Raw genomic sequence first — 18,891 nt, forward strand, 5'->3', positions numbered from 1 at the left:
GGCAGGAAACTTATAAGTTTCCTGCCTATTTTTCGTGCCTAAACGCTCGTGTCACGACCTTTTGACGGCGTTTCAAAAGTTGCCACTACGACAAAACCAGAACACTTCTGTCACGACCTTTAGTTACGTTTTAGTTTATTCTTCACAAACCCTAATAATTTTGCACGTTTACTCATCATCGGTTTATGCATGACTTCTTTCGGTCTGATAAACGAACGTTTAAATTCCTCTGCTCGATATATCAATTCATCTTGTGAATTAATCGCACGTGCATCATTCCTTACATAATGATATATACCATTTGAATCTTGCTCACGTGCTTTTTGATTATCTTCTAGCTGCAGATTTAATATATCTTTTAATTCCTCTACAATCTTGCTATCAATAATTGGGAATAAGATTTCTACACGTTTAATCATATTGCGTGTCATCATATCTGCTGAGGATAAGTACATCTTCTCTTCCCCATTATGATAGAAGTAATAAATTCTTGAATGCTCAAGGAATCGTCCTACAATGCTGATGACACGAATGTTCTCACTTACACCAGGAATTCCTGGTTTCAAGCAGCATATTCCTCGAATAATCAGTTTTACTTGAACACCGGCGTTACTCGCTTCATATAACTTCTTAATTACCGTCTTATCCGTTAACGAGTTCATCTTCGCAATGATCAGTCCATTTCCGTGCTGTTTCTGACACTCGATCTCCTGATCGATATGTTCAATAAATTCATCACGAATCTCAAATGGTGCAACATGTAATCGCTTATAAGTCGGTTTCTCAGAGTAACCACTTAAGTAATTGAAGAAGTTCATCGCATCTTCTCCAATTTCTTTATTCGTCGTAATGATACCCATATCTGTATAGATTTTAGCTGTTTTATCGTTATAGTTCCCTGTTCCTAAATGAACATATGATACCATTTCATCATTTACTTTCTTAACGACTAACGTAATTTTACTGTGTGTTTTAAGGTGTGTCATACCGTAAATAACGTGACATCCCGCTTCTTCAAGCATACGTGCCCAGTGTACGTTATTCTCTTCGTCAAAACGTGCCTTCAGCTCAACAAGCACCGTCACTTGTTTACCCGCCTCAGCTGCATTTTTCAGTGCATCAATAATCGGTGAGTCGCTTGATACACGGTATAGCGTCTGTTTAATCGCCAATGTATTCGGGTCTTCAGACGCTTCTTTAATAAAATCCACAATCGGCTGGAAAGATTCATATGGATGATGAAAGAATATATCACGCTTTAAAGCTTCAGCATAAAGCTCACCATTTCCAAGATACTTCGGCGGACATGGTTCAAATGGCTTAAAGGCAAGTTGAGGGTAGCGTTTCTCTATCATTCCTGATAATTGGAATAACATCGTTAAATCTAGTGGCCCTTCAAGTTTATATACATCACGATCCTCAATTTCAAGTTCATCCTTTAAAAATGACGCATTGATTGACATATCCTGTCGCGTATCAATCTCAAGACGCACAGCCGCACCACTTTTACGCTTCTTAAGAAATTTCTCTATTTCAATCAGAAGATCCTCTGCTCCATCTTCATGAATTGTTAGATCTGCGTTACGCGTAATACGGAAAGCAAATGTACGCGTTACTTGATAGCCGTGAAACAGCTTATGAATAAAATGTGTGATAACATCTTCCAATAGAACATATACTGTTTTTTCACCATTTGTCAATTCAATAATTCGGTTAAGTAAAGCTGGAATCTGGACGATCGCTGATTTCTTCTCACCACTATCCGTCACTACATCGACAAATATGTTTAACGATTTATTAGATAACTTTGGAAATGGTCGGTATGCATCAATTCCAAGCGGCGTTAATGTCGGAAGAATCTCGAAGTTGAACTTCTTTTCAATGATGCTATAACTTTCTGGTGATAATTCATCCACCGATTTGAAGTACACATTGTACCCTTCAAGATCACGAATTAACGCATGATATTGATCATACTGCATCTTCACATTATCTCTATTTGCCTTATCAATCGCAATCAGCTGTTCTGTCGGTGTCATCTGCGTCTTATTCTCTGGTTCACTGAATCCCATCGTTACCTGATCTTTCAGGCCACCCACACGAACCATAAAAAATTCATCTAAGTTTGAACTGGCGATTGCTAAAAATTTAATACGTTCAAGTAATGGGTTCTTCTGATCAAATGCCTCTTCTATGACTCTACGGTTAAAATCAACCCAGCTCACTTCGCGATTATTATAATATGCTTTATTCCCTAAATCTAAATTCTGTTTCATCATCATCACGTCCACTTTCATGTTTTCATAATTCTGCCTATTCTACTGTACCGAATTAATGTAAAGCTTTTGTAAATATGAGGTTAATTTTAGATTTAATTATTTTTTCGATATGTTTCTTCTGTCTCTCTGTCTGATATTCTTCAGCTATTGGATCTCCGTTGTATTCGATGATTAGATTATATTTATCGTCATTCTTCTCAAAATAAAGTGATTCGACGATATTGGTATTGCTGATATTTAATGCATGTGAAAACTTCAGAATGCTGCCAAGCATCTGGATGACATCTTTCTCATCACTGTTAAACCATTTCGTTTCATCTTCATAGAACTTCAGTAAAGATTTATTCTTATAACTGGAGAGTAAAGCGAGTTTCACGCGATTTTTGTGACTGATACCATTTAAACTTGAGTTTGAAAGAATATAATATGTGTGCTGGCTCGCTGCATCAGAATCGATATAGCTTCCTAAATAGTAAAGGTACGCAGCATGCTTTAAGAAAGTCTTGTCCTTTTTATTTCCTTTGATCAAGTCATGCTTTTCCATTTCGTAATATAGCATCTCTGCAATCATGGTACGCTGCATTGCTTCATCGTGCTTGATATTGTAATCACTCGCTAAGTTACGTAATGAATCTTTAAATACATTATCTTTATCAAACGGTAGTACGTATTCTTTTTCAAGAACTTTCATAATGACACCTTCACGTAATCCTTTACGGGAAAAGATGAATTCCGTCGCATCTACTTCGTCGAACAGCGTATTAAATAACACACAAGATGGCACGATAATATCTTGACGATCGCGACTCAAGCCATCCAGGTCTTCAAGTTCGTCTTTAGGGGTATGAATTAACGTCTTAAATACGAGTTCAAGATCTTTCTCTTTCATACCATAACCATGTACACCCGCAATCGGATATTCAGTTAATGATTGGTGAATACGTGCGATATTTCGCGCAGAACCACCAATTGCAATAATTGGACATTTACGTTTTTCGAGCCACTTTAAGCTTTCTATTTCATTCTTAATATATTCACCCGCTGCTTTAATCGCTTCTTTATCATTATGTTCCTTGCCGTCAAAGAACAGTTTCTGTAACGTTACGACACCGAATGGAAAACTATGTGAAAACTTAAGTTCCTTATCTTCAAAATAAGTTACTTCTGTACTTCCCCCACCGATATCTACAGTTACACCATCTGCATAGTCCAGTGTATTAATCACTGCATAGTAGCCATAGAATGCTTCTTCCTGTTCAGTAATAATGCGCACATCTATTGCAGTTTCTTCCTTCACGCGTGCGCTAATTGCCTCAATATTAGACGATTGACGTACAGCTGCTGTCGCTACTGGGTAAAGTGCATCTACTTTAAACTTATCAGCAACTTTCTGAAAGCTTTGTAACGTATCACAAAGTACAGCGATTCCTTTATCTGACATTACCTTATCTGCATCAAGATATTGATACAGTCGTGCAGGCGTCTTGATATTCTGTAATTCCTGTAATCCTGCTTCAACTGAATAATCAAAGATTACAAGTCTGATTGTATTTGATCCTATATCTACTAATCCAATTCTCTTCATGATTACCTGCCCTTCACTTCTTATTTCGGATGAATCATTTCCTCTGGTTTAATCCATTCGTTAAACTGTTCTTCTGTTAGATAACCACTCTTAAGTGCAGATGCTTTTAATGTTAGGCCTTCTTTATGTGCAGTCTTCGCAATATATGCTGCTTTCTCATATCCGATATGCGGGTTCAATGCTGTTACTAACATTAAAGATTCGTTTAAATATTTCGTAATATTCTCTTCAATCGGCTCGATGCCTACAGCACAATTATCATTAAATGATTGCATACCATCCGTTAATAAGTAGATCGATTGTAACGTGTTATACATAATCACAGGTTTAAATACATTAAGTTCGAAGTTCCCTTGACTTGCCGCAATACCAACCGCTGCATCGTTCCCCATAACTTGCACCGCAACCATCGTTAACATCTCAGACTGCGTCGGGTTTACTTTACCTGGCATAATTGAAGAACCTGGCTCGTTTTCAGGAATAGAAATTTCAGCTAAACCAGCACGAGGTCCTGATGACAGCCAGCGTACGTCATTTGCAATCTTCATTAAATCAGCTGCTAACGCCTTTAATGCGCCGTGAACAAACGTTACTTCATCATGTGCAGTTAGTGCGTGGAACTTATTTGGAGATGAAATAAAGTCATATCCTGTTTGTTCACCAATTTGTTTTGCAACACGGTCACCAAATTCAGGGTGAGCATTAATTCCTGTACCAACTGCAGTGCCACCAATCGCAAGGTTTAATAATTCTTTCTTAGAAGTATTGAGTAGCTCCTCACATTTATCTAACATAAAGCGCCAACCTGAAACTTCTTGTCCTAATGTTAAAGGTGTTGCATCTTGTAAATGCGTACGACCAATCTTAATAATTGACGCGAACTTTTCTTCTTTTTCTTTTAAAGTGTTACGCAATGTATTTAAAGAAGGTAATAATTTAGCTTCAATTTCGTGGAATAATGCAACATGCATCGCTGTCGGATACGTGTCATTAGAGCTTTGTGATTTATTAACATCATCGTTCGGGTGAACTGTTTCATCGCTTCTAGCTTCCTTTAAATAATTGTTCGCAACAAATGCTACAACCTCGTTAACGTTCATATTGCTTTGTGTACCACTACCTGTCTGCCAGACAACTAATGGGAAGTGTGCATCTAATTTCCCGCTCAATACATCATCACATGCTTTAACGATAGCGTCACTCTTAGCATCTGATAATTTCCCTAATCCTTTGTTTACAATTGCTGCCGCTTTCTTTAAATGTGCAAAGCCATATACCACTTCAATTGGCATCTGTTCTTTACCTACTGGAAAGTTCTGTTTACTACGCTGTGTCTGGGCACCCCAGAACTTATCTGCAGGTACTTCAATTTCTCCAAATGTATCGTGTTCAATTCTAAATGACATGTTATTCTCCCCTTATCTCTTTTATACTTATATTTTACATTAAATAACGCTTTCATTCATTAATAATTAACAAAAAAATCAGAATACATATCATGTATTCTGATTCTTAATTACGCTTCGTCATCTTGCTTTTCTTCATGATCTTCGGCGTTCTGTTCTGATATTTGTTCCATCTCTTTACCGAGCTCTACGACATCTTCAAAGTTAGTAACCATTTCATTTTCCTGATCTTCATAGCGATGAGTTGACATAATTTAACACTCCTTTAACTAAAAGTTAATATTTGTTAACTATAATATAATCTGATACCAAACTATAAGGAGAATCCTCATGCAATACATCGTAAGAATCCCCTCACAACAAGTCTACAGCTTTATGCACCTTACCCACAGATATCATTTCAGTGACACCAATGTACGTGACCTTGAAAAGAAGGAACTCGGCTATATCGGTGAAGTAATAGCTGATGAATTGATACATGAACACTTCAGTAATGACTCATGTATTTATTTAACTGATTTAAACTATACTATTAACTATACCCAATTTCAGATTGATTCTATCTTAATTATCGAAAATACTTTATATATTTTTGAAGTGAAATACTTTAACTTTGATTTGACCTATGATGGTGCGCTTTATTATCTCGCTAATGGCGAAGTGTTTCATTCCTTGAATAATCAGATTGAGAAGATAAAGAAGCTTATGTGCTCTGTATTTGAATTTAAAGTCGACAACATTATTGTCATGCCGTTTTTTACGAATAAAAATCAGATGATTTATTCTAAACATCACGATCACTATTTAACGATGCATAATTATAAAGCATTCTTTAATTCTATAGAGAGACCAAAGTTTTATAATCAGGTCGTTGCGGCTGAGCTTATTCAAATGAGAAAACCAAATGACTTTGATAGACCATTAGAAATACGATATCACGAAGTTGACAAAGGCGCATACTGTCCGAGTTGTTATCACGAATTAATCAAACAATCTTCTCGGAAGTTTCAATGTACGTATTGTAAGACGACATTTTCAAGTCGTGAGATTATCGAGGCAAGCTTCGAAGATCTGCCAATACTGTTTCCGAATATAGTAATAACGACAGCACTACTCTATGACTGGTTCGGTGGACTGATGAGCGAACGAAATTTAAGGAGGTATTGGGATAAACAAGAGATTAAGCAGCCATTTCAGTTAAGCATTAAAAGAGAAAAATAATGAGTGTCACTTTTTTGGTCACTCGGACTAAATTTGGTGCGCGAGTGTCACTTTTTTGGACACCCGGACTAATTATGGACCCCGAGTGTCACTTTTTCGGTCACTCGTACCAAATTTCACCCGCGAGTGTCACTTTTTTGGACACCCGGACTAAATTTCACCTGCGAATGGCTACTATTCGGACATTCACATCTACTCCTTCAACATCACTCAACAAAAAAAGACCCTCATCCGGGCCTTTACTTCAATTAGCTATACATTTGATAGAAATATTCACGCACGTCTTCTGGCAAACCTTGTGCTGCTTCTTTATCCATAATAACGTTCACCATTCGATGCGTCTTAAGATTAGCCGCTTCGAAACGTCCACCTGCTTCAGTTTTATAAAGATTACGAACTATATCCGCTTTATCACGACCTGTTAAGATAAGAACAACTTCACGTGCGGCACGTAAACCTTTGTCATCGTCTTGATCCAGCTCCTTATAGCCTACTGCTCCACTGCTTGTTACAGATGCAAATAAGGTTGTCAGTTTTCCTTTATTCTCTTTAGTCTTTGCTTCTTCATCGATCAAAGACATAATACTTCCTTTACCACCTTTATGATACTGACTTTCCACAATACCGATATTTAAATATTCTGCTTGTTTCTTGTCATAATCAAAGATGTGAATCTGGCTCATATCTACTGGTGTCTTTGCCACATCCGCAGAAAGTTCTGCAAGTACAGCATCAGCCTCATTGCCTAATGCTGTTGCAATAATAGAGGTTGGGTTATTGTTCATCTGTTTACGGAATAAGTCTGCCACATAATTTGCTGCTGTTGATTTATCTTCAAATACTTTAAAGTTCATTGCCATGATGTTTTCCTCCTAATTAATCTCTTTTTCATTATACATGATTACTTTTACTCTTACCCTAAAATTAGCATACATAACCTTATAATTTATAAAGGGCGGTTAGAAATAATGTTTAATTTATTCGAACTTTAGGTTATAATGTGTATATTAATGTTATTTAGGGGGAGTACCAATGAATACTTTATTAATCGGTATGGTATGTATCGCGTTCTTAACTGCTATCTTAACAGCTGGCCGTGAATCTAGTTACGGTTTAAAAGAAGAAGATCTAGACAAGTAAAAAGCAGCCTCGGCTGCTTTTTTTATTGTTTTAAAAACCCTTTTGACTTTAATACCTCATCGACATCAAGTCTCGGTTTACCCTTTAACATACCAATGACTTGCGCACTCCAGGCATCATCTCTCTCACCGTTCGTTCTTTCTTTATAATACGCACTCACACGCGCATCATAATCTTTATAATCATTGAAATCAAATGGCTGATATTTGTTTTCGTGATAAACGACGTCAAATGGCAGACGTTCTTTCTGGCTGCCTGCCTGATCCGGCACCCCTGCTACCATACCAAATAACGGATACGTATACTCCGGTAAATTCAGCAATTCACTCACACGTGCTATATCGTTTCTTAATGAACCGATATAACATATCCCTAAACCCATACTTTCTGCTGCTACTGCCATATTCTGAGCTGCAAGTGCGGCATCTACCGTCCCTACAATTAATGATTCCGTTGTTCCAAAGTAATCATCGACGCTCGTATTAAAATGCTGTCCAAGATGATGATGACGATTAAAGTCTACGACAAACACAAACAGGTGACCGTTATGTTCGACATAGCTCTGAGTGCTAACTGCCCTTAGCTGTGCCTTTAGCTCAGGGTCTGTTACTCCTATAATTGAGTAGCTTTGAACGTAGCTTGAAGTCGATGCATGCTGTGCTGCAGTTACTAATGTCTTAATTTGTTCTTGGGATAAAGGTTCATCCTTAAATTTGCGTATTGAACGATGATTGAGTAGTAAATCGATTGTATCCATAGTGCACCTCCGAATTATTTTAATCCTGGATAGTTCTGCTGACGCAATGCCTCATATATTAAAATCGCTGCTGTATTCGACAGATTAAGTGAACGTACATTATCGTTCATCGGTATACGAAGCGCTGTATCCATATATTTTTCCTTTACCCAGTCAGGGAGTCCTGTCGTTTCTTTACCAAATATAAAGTAATGTTTCTCATCTGTGTTGCTGTAATCAAATGTTGTATGTGGTTTCTTACCGAACTTCGTCAGTAAATAGTAATGTCCTTTATTCTTCTCAAAGAATTCTTCGATACTGTCATAGTACGTAATATTGACAAATTTCCAGTAATCTAAACCTGCGCGACGCAACATCTTGTCGTCGGTCGAGAACCCTAACGGTCGAATTAAATGCAGATCTGTATCTGTAGCTGCGCAACTACGCGCGATATTTCCTGTATTTGCTGGTATTTCTGGTTGATATAATACGATATTGATTGATGACATCTATTCTACACTTCCTAAACTTTTTAATATTTCTATTTTAACATCATTATCTGTTTCCTGCGTATATCTTTCTCTTAAATAATCATGGGTAGACATACTAATTTGTCCAAGTGCCCAGTATGCGGTCCCTTTAATTTCTGGTCGCACATCATTTTCCGCGACCTCTTTCAGGTCATCAATGGCATCTATTTCCTTGAAGTGCGCAAGTGCTAAGATAGCATTACGCTGAATCGGCTTCTTACCACGCCATGCACCAGCAAGATGACCATATTCATTCTTAAACTGTTTGTTATTCATCTTTAAAAGCGGCACAAGTAATGGCTTTAAAGTTTGTGGTTCCAGTTCAATATCATCATGCGTCGTATTGATGCCACGATTTTTAGGACATACTTGCTGACATGTATCACAACCGTATAACCTGTTACCAATCTTCCCCCGGTATTCATCCGGCATAAATCCTTTCGTCTGCGTTAAGAAACTGATACATTTATTGGAATCGAGTTGTCCATCACCAAGCAGCGCACCTGTAGGGCATCGATCGATACATATCGTACAGTCGAGGCATGAATCGATAACCGGATGGTCAGGTGTAAACGGAATAGAAATCAGCATCTCTCCTAAATAGGTCCAAGTCCCAAGTGTCTTATTTAATATAAAGCCATTCTTCGCTGCGTATCCAAGTCCCGCACGCTCTGCGACTGCACGATCACTTAGCACACCCGTATCCACCATATTCATTACTTTCGCATCAGGCACACGTTCTAATATAAATGATTCAAGCAATGATAAGCGTCGATTTAGAAGTGTATGATAATCTATACCCCACGACGCCCGTGCGAATATCCCACGACGCGCCCCGCGCATGCTTTTAGGTGCGTTCGGTAACTTATTCGGATAACCTACTGCAATCGCGATGATGGACTGTGCCTCTGGTAATGATAGCTTCGGGTCAATGCGCTCTTCAATAGAACCTTTCTCAAATCCTGATGCATAGCCTGAGTTGTAATAAGATTCTAGTTTCGGTCGCAGTTCATGGAAAGGATCTGCCGTCGTAAAGCCAATCGCATCAATGCCGACCGTCTTACTATATGCGATAATCTCCTGTTTTAACTGTTCGTTCATCGTACACCTCCTAAACATTTATAGTTTAACACAAAAAAGCATGTGGATATCCCACACGCTTACAATACTTTAGATAAAAAGCTCTTTGTTCTTTCATGCTTAGGGTTTGTAAAAAGTTCAGAAGGCGGTCCTTCCTCTTGCACCACTCCTTTATCCATAAAGATGACACGATCTGCTACTTCTCTGGCAAAACCCATCTCATGTGTTACAACGACCATCGTCATCCCTTCAAGTGCAAGCTTCTTCATAACTTGCAGTACATCTCCTACTACTTCTGGATCCAGTGCTGATGTTGGTTCATCAAAGAGCATCACATCAGGGTTCATCGCCAGTGCACGTGCAATTGCAACACGCTGCTTCTGCCCACCTGAAAGCTGCGACGGATAATGTTCTGCTCTATCCTGTAATCCAACTTTATCAAGCAATTCCAGAGCTGTTGCCTTTAACCCAGATTTATCTCCTTTATTAAGCAAGGAAGGTGCAAGCATTAGATTCTCAATAACCGTCTTATGGGGAAAAAGGTTAAAGCTCTGAAATACCATCCCCATCTTCTGCCTTAGTTTATTGATGTTTGTCCCTTTCGCTGTAAGCTGATTGCCTTCGAAGATAATTTCTCCGCTCGTTGGGGTTTCAAGCAAGTTCAAACAACGTAATAATGTTGACTTTCCGCTTCCAGAAGGTCCGATGATTGCAACAACCTCACCGGTACTTACTTCAAGGTCAATGCCTTTTAACACTTCAACTTCTCCAAAACTTTTATATAGCTTATTCACACTAATCACTTACACTCATCCTCCTTTCAAAGACATTCATCACACGCGACAATCCGAATGTCAGTATAAAGTACACAACTGCTGCTATCAATAACGGTGTAAATGGATCAAACGATGCACCTTGAACCACTTGAGCATTGAACATCAGTTCAGATACCCCGATCACCGAAACGATAGATGACTCTTTAATCACAGTAATAAATTCATTACCAAGTGCTGGCAATATCTTCTTGATTGCTTGTGGCATAATGACTTTGTTCATCGCCTGCGAATTGCTTAATCCAAGTGAACGTGCCGCTTCCATCTGTCCTTTGTCCACTGCTTTAATCCCTGCACGAATAATCTCAGCTATATATGCTGCACAGTTGATCACAAGTGCAATCGCACCGCAGATGAATGCTGAAAGATCGATGCCGAGTACTGCTGTCGTACCGAAGTACACCAAGAATACTTGGACGAGTAACGGTGTTCCACGAATAAACTCGATATAGATCCATGATATCGTTCTGGCAATAATATTCTTGCTTAGTTTCATAAATGCCAGGATACCTCCAAATAATGAACCAAGAAGTACACCAATTAATGAAATAACAATCGTTCCACCAATCCCCTGGATAAAGAATGTTCCATATTTACTAAAGAATGAGCCATCATCAAACATCTCCTGATTTGCTTTATCTTTATAATCCTGAATTAAATTCTTATCATTTACTTCCTTTATATGTTTATTTAATTCACTTAACAGTTTCGGTGAATTTTTGGGAATAGCAATCGCTGTTCCTTTTTCAGCATCTGCAAACTGCAACTCTGAGAATGCTAAGGTTTTATTTTGAGAAAGATACGCCTCTCCTACTGGGCCCTCTAATATCACACCATCAATCTTTCCTGTATTGAGCGACATGATTATTTCTGGAACACGTGTTAATGACTGCACCTCTGCTTCTGGTATTTCTTTCTTAGCTAGCTCTTCTTGTGTCGTCTGTTTCTGTACACCGATCGCTTTACCAGTAAAATCTTCTATCGCCTTTAATTTATCTTTATCTTTCTTTTGTATAATCATACGTTGCTGTACATGCATATAGTAGTCTGTAAAATCTACTTCTTTCTTACGCTCAGGCGTTGGACTCATACCCGAAGCAATCATATCAATCTTTCCTGTTTTAAGTGCCCCTAGCAAGCTATCAAACTGCATATTGACGATTTTGAGCTCCACACCTAAATCTTTGGCAAGTTTTTTGGAGAGCTCTATATCAATCCCTGCATATACTCGCTTACCATTCTTTGTCTTTTCGAATTCATAGGGTGCGTAATCTGCTGACAGACCCACACGTAGTACTCCATTCTTCTTAACCACATCATATTGGTCTGTCGCACTACGCGCTGTAGAAAAAGGAAAAACGGATAGTAATACTATAAACACGAATGTTAATTGCATGACATTTCTTATTTTCATATGAGTACCCCTTTCTGTTATAATCGAATTATACATTATATAGAATAATTATACAAGATTTTTATTTTTACAAATGTTCTAATAATTTTTATTTTTTTGATTCTTTATAATCATTACTGTACAATTTATAGAACAAACTAACGAAAGAGTGAAACATATGCCAACATTAAACAACAATATCTTAGAAGTAACCATTCCAGGGACAAGAGAATTCGCAAATAAAGTAGCAGGTCTACATGATGCTGTTGATTTAACGCTCGGTCAGTCCGGTTTCGACGCACCACAATATATTAAAGATGCGATGATTGAAGCAATCAATGACAATAAACTGCGCTATACACATAACCGTGGTCTTATTGAACTGCGTCAGGCTATCAGTGATAAGTTAAAACTTGACTTCAACGTTGACTATGATGCTGAGCATCAGATTGTCGTAACAAACGGAGGATCAGAAGCAATAGATGATATTTTTAGAAGCATCATTAATCCAGGAGATGAGGTGATTATTCCTTCTCCAAGTTATCTTGGATATGAACCAATTCTGAAGTTGCTCGGTGCTAAAGTCGTGAACATTGACACGCGCGATACACATTTAATTCCGACACCAGAAGCGGTCAAAAGAGCAATCACTAAAGATACGAAAGCGATTCTTTTTAACTATCCGACAAATCCAACCGGAAAGACATTGACGTATGACCAGATTAAAGGTCTTGTAGATGTGCTGAAAGATGAAGATATCTTTATCGTGACAGATGAAATTTATTCAGAGAATATATATGATGTAGAACATCATTCATTTATCGAATTTGACAGTGTTCGTGATCGATTATTTGTTATCAATGGGTTATCGAAATCACATGCAATCACTGGCGCACGTGTCGGCTATGTTGTATCTACGCCTGAACTCATTACACACGTTACAAGCGTTCATCTATACAACTCTATCTGTGTAGCAACACCAAGTCAGTACGGGGCGCTTAGCGCGTTCACACATGATAATAAAGAGATCATATCAATGAATAAAGCATATAAAGAGCGTAGAGACTATCTTTATGACAAATTAACCCAGATGGGATTACCCGTAGAAAAACCTCAAGGTGCTTTCTATATCTTCCCGGATATCTCTGCCTATCATTCAGACTCATATCAGTTTGCTACAGACTTACTAGAATCCGAACGTCTTGCAGTTGTTCCTGGCAGTGCTTTCTCTAAATACGGAGAAGGTCATATCCGTCTGTCTTTCGCATCAACAATGGAAGAAATTAAAGAAGCCTGTGTAAGACTTGAACGATTCCTGAATAATTATCCAAAACAACCGAAATAAATTTATATAAAAATAAACCCATGCGCTACGAAGATTGCATATCTTCATTGCACATGGGTTATTTCTTTGTCATGATATCAATATCTAAAACAATCTACTGCTGTGGCGTAAACTTATACAAGCTATCCTGATATTTCGGCATAACTTTCTTTAGAACGATATGTGTAACAAATGCGATCGGCAATGGAATGATCACGTATGCGAGAAGCAAGATGAGTATATTTGCAGCGAAACTTCCTTCCATGAACTTCAGCGCATTAATTGGACCAACGAGCCCTGTATATCCGAAACCTGCACTCATCGGCGTACCTTGAACATTAAAGAAATATGCACATAGTCCAGCCACAATCCCGTTAATAAAGAGCGGTAAAGCAATTAAAGGGTTCTTGAAGTATACAGGCATCATCATCTTCGCAGCACCAATAATTAAAGTCAGTACCGTTCCGCGATCATTCACCTTTAATGAACCGAAGATAAACGTGTAGCAACATGCTACAATTCCGAGATTCGCTGCCCCGCTTCCTAGTCCTGAAAGACTAATCACAGTAGCAATAGCCACAAGAGAAATAGGTGTTGCCATCAGTAAACTGAATGTAATACCGATCAATATACACATCATCAATGGATTCAGTTCTGTGAAGCGTTCAATCATCTGACCAATCGCTCCCGTAACGTGCTTTACGTAAGGTAAAGTCAGCGTACCAATGAAGCCAGGCAGAATTCCAGCAAGTAACGGTAAAAATACAATATTTAAACTACCCATCTTGTTGCCGGCATAGATTAATATCGCTGCACTGATGGCAATCGTCAGCATCATATTAATCAAGTCACCAATACCGACGAACTGAAAACCTTTGCCATTAAACTGAACAGCACCAGAACCGAGCATCGATGCTCCTGAGAGTATCGCTGTCTGCAGTGCACTAAACTTAAACTGAGCACCAATTGTAATACCAGCAAGTAAACTTAGCGTAAACTGGAACACCATCAGCAAGTGTCCTAAATTTATAAAAATATCATTATATTGAGCGAGATACTTAAACAATTCACCAAGCATCGCATTCGGTACAAGTGCAACGACAATACCCGCCGCCATACCATTAAGAATATTCATAAAAAACTGTTTTGGAGTTAACCTCATTGTTACACCTACCCTTTTTCGTATTGATTATATTTTTAACATACTTCATTACTTAAAAGCAATAAATTTTTGAAAAATATAACACAATTATAATCTTATAAATCCGTGAGTATTATGTTTGACTTAAATTGACCAAACCAATAAAATAAAAATAACAAGCATATAGGAGGCTTATTATGACAAACGAAAACAAAGATCTAATGTTAGAAAAAATGATAGAATCAAGAACAATCCTAATCTCTGGAAGTATTGATGACAAATCAGCGAAAGAAGTTGTCAATCAATTATTACTTTTAGATTCAATCAATCATGAACCAATTAAATTAATCATCTCATCTCCTGGTGGACATGTAGACTCTGGTTATCTAATTCACGATATGATTAATTTCGTCGAATCAGAAGTGAAGATTATTGGTGCAGGTTGGGTAGTTAGTGCGGGCGTATTAATTTACTTATCAGGTAAGAAAGAAAATCGTTACGCATTACCAAATACACGCTTTATGATCCATCAGCCAAGTGGGGGCACTCAAGGACAAGCGTCAAATATGGAGATTACAGCGAAAGAAATTATCCGTACACGCCAAAAGTTAAATGAATTAATCGCACGTGAAACTGGTAAATCTGTAGAAGAAGTCGAGCAGCATACAGGCCGTGACTACTGGTTAAATACAGAAGAAGCAAAAGAATACGGTATCGTAAATAAAATTATTGAAAACCAAAAAGAAATCTAAAAAAATCTCAATGCACATTACGTTGCATTGAGATTTTTTTGGAATTAAAGAAGCAACAAATATTTAGTGAAGTAATGACCTCTAGCTTATTAATGCTGCATATTTACTTTCTTATTAAAGCTCCTAAATTATAACGAAATTCAACAGATATTAAAAGTACCGAATATTTCTTATCAGAAAGAAATTGATGGAATCCTATCCCCTGTTATTAATGACATACAGCATAACAGAAAGGGTGCCTTCATATTTAAGCATTATGCATATACGAAAGCACGCATTAATGATATTGATAATGCTGTGAAATATATGAATAAAGCGAAATCAATCTATGCTGATAATGATGATATAAATGAATTAATAGAGGTTGAAAAAGATTACGCAAGCATATATTATCTTGTAAGGGATTACGATAAAGCATTGCAGCATGCGATTACAACTTATGAAAATTATAAAGATGACCTATCTGTTACAAATCCAAATATCATCCCTAACTTACTCGTATCAATCAGAACGTTCTGCTATCAGAACTACGATATTGATGACTGTATTAAATACTTTAAGCTTGCTGAAGAAAAATGTATAGAGAACAAGACTTACAAACATCTGACACCAATATATAAATCATTGTGCGTCATGTATATATTGAATCAGGATGAAACACACTATAGAGACACATATAAAAAATTTGATAATATAAAGCTGTTAAATCCAGATGATTTTCAGACAAACTTCGATATATTTACAACAGATATCATCTATTATTTCTTTAACGAGGAATATGATAAGCTGTTATACCTACTGGATCAAAGAGATACACTGTTAAAGCACGATCAGTATCAGCAGCAAGTAAGCGATAACTTCGAGGACTTCTGGAGCTTATATAAAGCAATTGCACTTTATAACTTACAACAATACGACAGCGCAATTTCCATTTTGAAAAGCGATGACGCTGATACAAAATTTATGGCGCTTGCGGACGTAAGTATACATGCACAGAAATACACATATCTTGCTTTAAATGAAGAGCGATTAGGTAATGATAAAAGCGCATGTGATTACATTATTAAGGCGATGGATATGATTGAATCAATCCCATCGAATCACTTCACTCAAATAACCGAACAGACATATGAACGTATCATAAATAAAAGCCTCTAAACGCAATGTTTAGAGGCTTTAGTATACCACCGGTCGGGGTCGAACCGACACTCCGTGAGGAACCGGATTTTGAGTCCGGCGCGTCTGCCAATTCCGCCACGGTGGCTAAATATTAAATTAATTGTAGCAAACTAAGTATAGTGCTAATTACCAGGATAGTCAATGACAGTGTGTAAGAAAAAAATAAGCTACCCTATGGTAACTATAAATGGAGCGGAAGGTAGGACTTACACCTACACCTCAGATCAGGAAGATCTGTATTCTAAAAGTTGAAATACTCCCGCAATATAAAATTAGTAAAGATGGAGGCGCCAACCGGATTTGAACCGGTGATAGAGGTTTTGCAGACCTCGGCCTTACCACTTGGCTATGGCGCCTTTAACTGGGCTAGCTGGATTCGAACCAACGAGTGACGGAGTCAAAGTCCGTTGCCTTACCGCTTGGCTATAGCCCATTAATAATAAAGGGCGACTGATGGGAATCGAACCCACGAGTGTCGGAACCACAATCCGATGCGTTAACCACTTCGCCACAATCGCCATGGCAGGGGCAGTAGGAATCGAACCCACACCAAAGGTTTTGGAGACCTCTATTCTACCGTTGAACTATGCCCCTATATTAATATTATAGCATATGTATGAATCAAATGGTGGAGGGGGGCAGATTCGAACTGCCGAACCCGAAGGAGCGGATTTACAGTCCGCCGCGTTTAGCCACTTCGCTACCCCTCCAGATGGAATGGTGCCGGAAAAAGGACTTGAACCCTCAACCTACTGATTACAAGTCAGTTGCTCTACCAGTTGAGCTATTCCGGCATAATACAAAATAAAAAGATGGCTCAGGACGGAATCGAACCGCCGACACAAGGATTTTCAATCCTTTGCTCTACCGACTGAGCTACTGAGCCATACATGGCGGTCCCGACGGGAATCGAACCCGCGATCTCCTGCGTGACAGGCAGGCATGTTAACCGCTACACCACGGGACCACTAATAATTGCGGGAGGCGGATTTGAACCACCGACCTTCGGGTTATGAGCCCGACGAGCTACCAGACTGCTCCATCCCGCGATAATAATAAATAAATTGAAAACCATATTTTATTGAGTGCTGAAGTAAAAAATAATGGCGGAGGAAGAGGGATTCGAACCCCCGCGAGCCGTTAAGCCCCTGTCGGTTTTCAAGACCGATCCCTTCAGCCGGACTTGGGTATTCCTCCATATATAAAGTGGACCTTGCAGGACTCGAACCTGCGACCAAACGGTTATGAGCCGTTTGCTCTAACCAACTGAGCTAAAGGTCCTAAATCCAAAGGTAAACACTTATTAAAATAAATAGTGGCGGCAGAGGGGATCGAACCCCCGACCTCACGGGTATGAACCGTACGCTCTAGCCAGCTGAGCTACGCCGCCGAAATAATAATTAAGTTTATGGTGGAGACTAGCGGGATCGAACCGCTGACCTCCTGCGTGCAAAGCAGGCGCTCTCCCAGCTGAGCTAAGCCCCCATATATGTAAAGCGAGTCGGGAAGACAGGATTCGAACCTGCGACCCCTTGGTCCCAAACCAAGTGCTCTACCAAGCTGAGCTACTTCCCGTAGCTAATAAAAATGGCGCGCCCGAGAGGAGTCGAACCCCTAACCTTTTGATCCGTAGTCAAACGCTCTATCCAATTGAGCTACGGGCGCATATTAAAAATTAAATGGTGCCGAGGACCGGAATCGAACCGGTACGGTAATCACTTACCGCAGGATTTTAAGTCCTGTGCGTCTGCCAGTTCCGCCACCCCGGCATTCAAAATTTAATAATGGAGCGAAAGACGGGATTCGAACCCGCGACCCCAACCTTGGCAAGGTTGTATTCTACCACTGAACTACTTTCGCAAAAATGGTGCGGGTGAAGGGAGTCGAACCCCCACGCCAAAGGCGCTAGATCCTAAGTCTAGTGCGTCTGCCAATTCCGCCACACCCGCATATAAAATTATTAAAATGGTGAGCCATAGAGGATTCGAACCTCTGACCCTTTGATTAAAAGTCAAATGCTCTACCAACTGAGCTAATGGCTCTAGAAATGGTGCCGGAAAAAGGACTTGAACCCTCAACCTACTGATTACAAGTCAGTTGCTCTACCAGTTGAGCTATTCCGGCATAATATTAAATGGTGGAGGATGACGGGCTCGAACCGCCGACCCTCTGCTTGTAAGGCAGATGCTCTCCCAGCTGAGCTAATCCTCCTGGGTATATTGCCCGGCAACGTCCTACTCTCGCGGATCGTAAGACCAACTACCATCGGCGCTAGAGAGCTTAACTTCTGTG

15 protein-coding genes and 23 tRNA genes are annotated in these 18,891 nt (G+C 39.0%); 4 read left to right on the forward strand and 34 right to left on the reverse strand.

Annotated features, from left to right (window positions below):
- Positions 1-119 precede the first annotated feature (119 nt).
- The 4 genes from ACZ2V4_RS09040 to ACZ2V4_RS09055 form a co-directional block, all read right to left on the reverse strand.
- A complete protein-coding gene (locus ACZ2V4_RS09040) occupies positions 120-2,282 on the reverse strand; it encodes an RNA degradosome polyphosphate kinase (protein WP_420496152.1) in 2,163 nt (720 codons plus the stop codon).
- Positions 2,283-2,331: 49 nt separating this feature from the next.
- The gene (gene ppx, locus ACZ2V4_RS09045) at positions 2,332-3,867 is read right to left on the reverse strand and encodes an exopolyphosphatase (RefSeq protein ID WP_283722405.1); all 1,536 of its coding nucleotides are present in this window, start codon (positions 3,865-3,867) and stop codon (positions 2,332-2,334) included.
- Positions 3,868-3,884: 17 nt separating this feature from the next.
- Complete coding sequence (gene fumC, locus ACZ2V4_RS09050; protein ID WP_219492942.1) at positions 3,885-5,270, reverse strand: class II fumarate hydratase; 1,386 nt, start codon at positions 5,268-5,270, stop codon at positions 3,885-3,887.
- A gap of 110 nt (positions 5,271-5,380) precedes the next feature.
- Complete coding sequence (locus tag ACZ2V4_RS09055) at positions 5,381-5,521, reverse strand: SAS053 family DNA gyrase inhibitor (RefSeq protein ID WP_219492943.1); 141 nt, start codon at positions 5,519-5,521, stop codon at positions 5,381-5,383.
- Positions 5,522-5,600: 79 nt separating this feature from the next.
- Here ACZ2V4_RS09055 and ACZ2V4_RS09060 point away from each other — a divergent pair, with 79 nt between their 5' ends.
- Entirely contained in the window at positions 5,601-6,491 is an 891-nt protein-coding gene (locus ACZ2V4_RS09060; protein WP_490514755.1) for a nuclease-related domain-containing protein, read from the forward strand.
- Between the two features lie 248 nt (positions 6,492-6,739).
- Here ACZ2V4_RS09060 and ACZ2V4_RS09065 read toward each other — a convergent pair whose 3' ends face one another.
- The 6 genes from ACZ2V4_RS09065 to ACZ2V4_RS09090 form a co-directional block, all read right to left on the reverse strand.
- Positions 6,740-7,351 (reverse strand): 6-phosphogluconolactonase, encoded by a 612-nt coding sequence (locus ACZ2V4_RS09065; protein WP_219492945.1) that lies wholly within the window; start codon positions 7,349-7,351, stop codon positions 6,740-6,742.
- Positions 7,352-7,653: 302 nt separating this feature from the next.
- Positions 7,654-8,388 (reverse strand): oxygen-insensitive NADPH nitroreductase, encoded by a 735-nt coding sequence (gene nfsA / locus ACZ2V4_RS09070; RefSeq protein ID WP_219492946.1) that lies wholly within the window; start codon positions 8,386-8,388, stop codon positions 7,654-7,656.
- Positions 8,389-8,402: 14 nt separating this feature from the next.
- Positions 8,403-8,876, reverse strand: coding sequence for a tRNA (uridine(34)/cytosine(34)/5-carboxymethylaminomethyluridine(34)-2'-O)-methyltransferase TrmL (trmL, locus tag ACZ2V4_RS09075; protein WP_012657482.1), 474 nt, complete (start codon positions 8,874-8,876; stop codon positions 8,403-8,405).
- Positions 8,877-9,998, reverse strand: a complete 1,122-nt coding sequence (gene queG, locus ACZ2V4_RS09080; RefSeq protein ID WP_283722328.1) for a tRNA epoxyqueuosine(34) reductase QueG — start codon at positions 9,996-9,998, stop codon at positions 8,877-8,879.
- A gap of 59 nt (positions 9,999-10,057) precedes the next feature.
- On the reverse strand, positions 10,058-10,780 hold the full coding sequence (locus ACZ2V4_RS09085) for an amino acid ABC transporter ATP-binding protein (protein WP_283722327.1): 723 nt from the start codon (positions 10,778-10,780) through the stop codon (positions 10,058-10,060).
- The gene (locus tag ACZ2V4_RS09090; RefSeq protein WP_419956622.1) at positions 10,773-12,224 is read right to left on the reverse strand and encodes an ABC transporter substrate-binding protein/permease; all 1,452 of its coding nucleotides are present in this window, start codon (positions 12,222-12,224) and stop codon (positions 10,773-10,775) included. Before ACZ2V4_RS09090 ends, ACZ2V4_RS09085 begins: the two co-directional genes overlap by 8 nt.
- A gap of 157 nt (positions 12,225-12,381) precedes the next feature.
- Here ACZ2V4_RS09090 and ACZ2V4_RS09095 point away from each other — a divergent pair, with 157 nt between their 5' ends.
- Complete coding sequence (locus ACZ2V4_RS09095; protein WP_490514756.1) at positions 12,382-13,548, forward strand: pyridoxal phosphate-dependent aminotransferase; 1,167 nt, start codon at positions 12,382-12,384, stop codon at positions 13,546-13,548.
- A gap of 94 nt (positions 13,549-13,642) precedes the next feature.
- On the opposite strand, the gene ACZ2V4_RS09100 is transcribed toward ACZ2V4_RS09095, so the two are convergent.
- Positions 13,643-14,689: a PTS sugar transporter subunit IIC gene (locus ACZ2V4_RS09100; protein ID WP_490514757.1), complete on the reverse strand. Its 1,047-nt coding sequence runs from the start codon at positions 14,687-14,689 to the stop codon at positions 13,643-13,645.
- Between the two features lie 176 nt (positions 14,690-14,865).
- Here ACZ2V4_RS09100 and ACZ2V4_RS09105 point away from each other — a divergent pair, with 176 nt between their 5' ends.
- Both ACZ2V4_RS09105 and ACZ2V4_RS09110 read left to right on the forward strand, forming a co-directional pair.
- Positions 14,866-15,420 (forward strand): ATP-dependent Clp protease proteolytic subunit, encoded by a 555-nt coding sequence (locus tag ACZ2V4_RS09105; RefSeq protein ID WP_420493908.1) that lies wholly within the window; start codon positions 14,866-14,868, stop codon positions 15,418-15,420.
- Between the two features lie 306 nt (positions 15,421-15,726).
- A complete protein-coding gene (locus ACZ2V4_RS09110) occupies positions 15,727-16,578 on the forward strand; it encodes a hypothetical protein (protein WP_490514758.1) in 852 nt (283 codons plus the stop codon).
- A gap of 24 nt (positions 16,579-16,602) precedes the next feature.
- Here ACZ2V4_RS09110 and ACZ2V4_RS09115 read toward each other — a convergent pair.
- The 23 genes from ACZ2V4_RS09115 to ACZ2V4_RS09225 form a co-directional block, all read right to left on the reverse strand.
- Positions 16,603-16,684: transfer RNA gene (locus ACZ2V4_RS09115), tRNA-Leu, on the reverse strand.
- Positions 16,685-16,787: 103 nt separating this feature from the next.
- Positions 16,788-16,862, reverse strand: a tRNA-Gly gene (locus ACZ2V4_RS09120).
- Between the two features lie 19 nt (positions 16,863-16,881).
- Positions 16,882-16,955 (reverse strand) — tRNA-Cys (locus ACZ2V4_RS09125).
- Between the two features lie 5 nt (positions 16,956-16,960).
- Positions 16,961-17,032: transfer RNA gene (locus ACZ2V4_RS09130), tRNA-Gln, on the reverse strand.
- Between the two features lie 12 nt (positions 17,033-17,044).
- Positions 17,045-17,117 (reverse strand) — tRNA-His (locus ACZ2V4_RS09135).
- Between the two features lie 2 nt (positions 17,118-17,119).
- A tRNA-Trp gene (locus tag ACZ2V4_RS09140) sits at positions 17,120-17,193 on the reverse strand.
- 32 nt (positions 17,194-17,225) lie between these two features.
- Positions 17,226-17,309 (reverse strand) — tRNA-Tyr (locus ACZ2V4_RS09145).
- A gap of 8 nt (positions 17,310-17,317) precedes the next feature.
- Positions 17,318-17,393 (reverse strand) — tRNA-Thr (locus ACZ2V4_RS09150).
- Positions 17,394-17,412: 19 nt separating this feature from the next.
- Positions 17,413-17,485, reverse strand: a tRNA-Phe gene (locus ACZ2V4_RS09155).
- A 5-nt stretch (positions 17,486-17,490) separates the two neighbouring features.
- Positions 17,491-17,566 (reverse strand) — tRNA-Asp (locus tag ACZ2V4_RS09160).
- A gap of 8 nt (positions 17,567-17,574) precedes the next feature.
- Positions 17,575-17,648: transfer RNA gene (locus ACZ2V4_RS09165), tRNA-Met, on the reverse strand.
- 55 nt (positions 17,649-17,703) lie between these two features.
- Positions 17,704-17,796, reverse strand: a tRNA-Ser gene (locus ACZ2V4_RS09170).
- 10 nt (positions 17,797-17,806) lie between these two features.
- Positions 17,807-17,880 (reverse strand) — tRNA-Ile (locus ACZ2V4_RS09175).
- 35 nt (positions 17,881-17,915) lie between these two features.
- Positions 17,916-17,989: transfer RNA gene (locus ACZ2V4_RS09180), tRNA-Met, on the reverse strand.
- Positions 17,990-18,008: 19 nt separating this feature from the next.
- Positions 18,009-18,084: transfer RNA gene (locus tag ACZ2V4_RS09185), tRNA-Ala, on the reverse strand.
- Between the two features lie 16 nt (positions 18,085-18,100).
- Positions 18,101-18,174, reverse strand: a tRNA-Pro gene (locus tag ACZ2V4_RS09190).
- Between the two features lie 13 nt (positions 18,175-18,187).
- A tRNA-Arg gene (locus ACZ2V4_RS09195) sits at positions 18,188-18,264 on the reverse strand.
- Between the two features lie 15 nt (positions 18,265-18,279).
- A tRNA-Leu gene (locus tag ACZ2V4_RS09200) sits at positions 18,280-18,368 on the reverse strand.
- Positions 18,369-18,384: 16 nt separating this feature from the next.
- Positions 18,385-18,459, reverse strand: a tRNA-Gly gene (locus tag ACZ2V4_RS09205).
- Positions 18,460-18,464: 5 nt separating this feature from the next.
- Positions 18,465-18,548: transfer RNA gene (locus ACZ2V4_RS09210), tRNA-Leu, on the reverse strand.
- Positions 18,549-18,565: 17 nt separating this feature from the next.
- A tRNA-Lys gene (locus tag ACZ2V4_RS09215) sits at positions 18,566-18,641 on the reverse strand.
- Between the two features lie 6 nt (positions 18,642-18,647).
- A tRNA-Thr gene (locus ACZ2V4_RS09220) sits at positions 18,648-18,723 on the reverse strand.
- A gap of 11 nt (positions 18,724-18,734) precedes the next feature.
- Positions 18,735-18,810 (reverse strand) — tRNA-Val (locus ACZ2V4_RS09225).
- Positions 18,811-18,891 lie beyond the last annotated feature (81 nt).

The organism is Macrococcus sp. CoH-51_TC_04, assembly GCF_058188655.1.

Bases quoted from the DNA above. Each gene is read 5' to 3' on its own strand.
- ACZ2V4_RS09065 (WP_219492945.1), bottom strand. From the start codon at position 7,351: ATGGCAATGAACTTTAAAGTATTTGAAGATAAATCAACAGCAGCAAAT.
- ACZ2V4_RS09090 (WP_419956622.1), bottom strand. From the start codon at position 12,224: ATGAAAATAAGAAATGTCATGCAATTAACATTCGTGTTTATAGTATTA.
- ACZ2V4_RS09105 (WP_420493908.1), top strand. From the start codon at position 14,866: ATGACAAACGAAAACAAAGATCTAATGTTAGAAAAAATGATAGAATCA.
- ACZ2V4_RS09060 (WP_490514755.1), top strand. From the start codon at position 5,601: ATGCAATACATCGTAAGAATCCCCTCACAACAAGTCTACAGCTTTATG.
- ACZ2V4_RS09100 (WP_490514757.1), bottom strand. From the start codon at position 14,689: ATGAGGTTAACTCCAAAACAGTTTTTTATGAATATTCTTAATGGTATG.
- ACZ2V4_RS09040 (WP_420496152.1), bottom strand. From the start codon at position 2,282: ATGATGATGAAACAGAATTTAGATTTAGGGAATAAAGCATATTATAAT.
- ACZ2V4_RS09055 (WP_219492943.1), bottom strand. From the start codon at position 5,521: ATGTCAACTCATCGCTATGAAGATCAGGAAAATGAAATGGTTACTAAC.
- nfsA (WP_219492946.1), bottom strand. From the start codon at position 8,388: ATGGATACAATCGATTTACTACTCAATCATCGTTCAATACGCAAATTT.
- ACZ2V4_RS09110 (WP_490514758.1), top strand. From the start codon at position 15,727: ATGAATAAAGCGAAATCAATCTATGCTGATAATGATGATATAAATGAA.
- queG (WP_283722328.1), bottom strand. From the start codon at position 9,998: ATGAACGAACAGTTAAAACAGGAGATTATCGCATATAGTAAGACGGTC.
- fumC (WP_219492942.1), bottom strand. From the start codon at position 5,270: ATGTCATTTAGAATTGAACACGATACATTTGGAGAAATTGAAGTACCT.
- trmL (WP_012657482.1), bottom strand. From the start codon at position 8,876: ATGTCATCAATCAATATCGTATTATATCAACCAGAAATACCAGCAAAT.
- ACZ2V4_RS09095 (WP_490514756.1), top strand. From the start codon at position 12,382: ATGCCAACATTAAACAACAATATCTTAGAAGTAACCATTCCAGGGACA.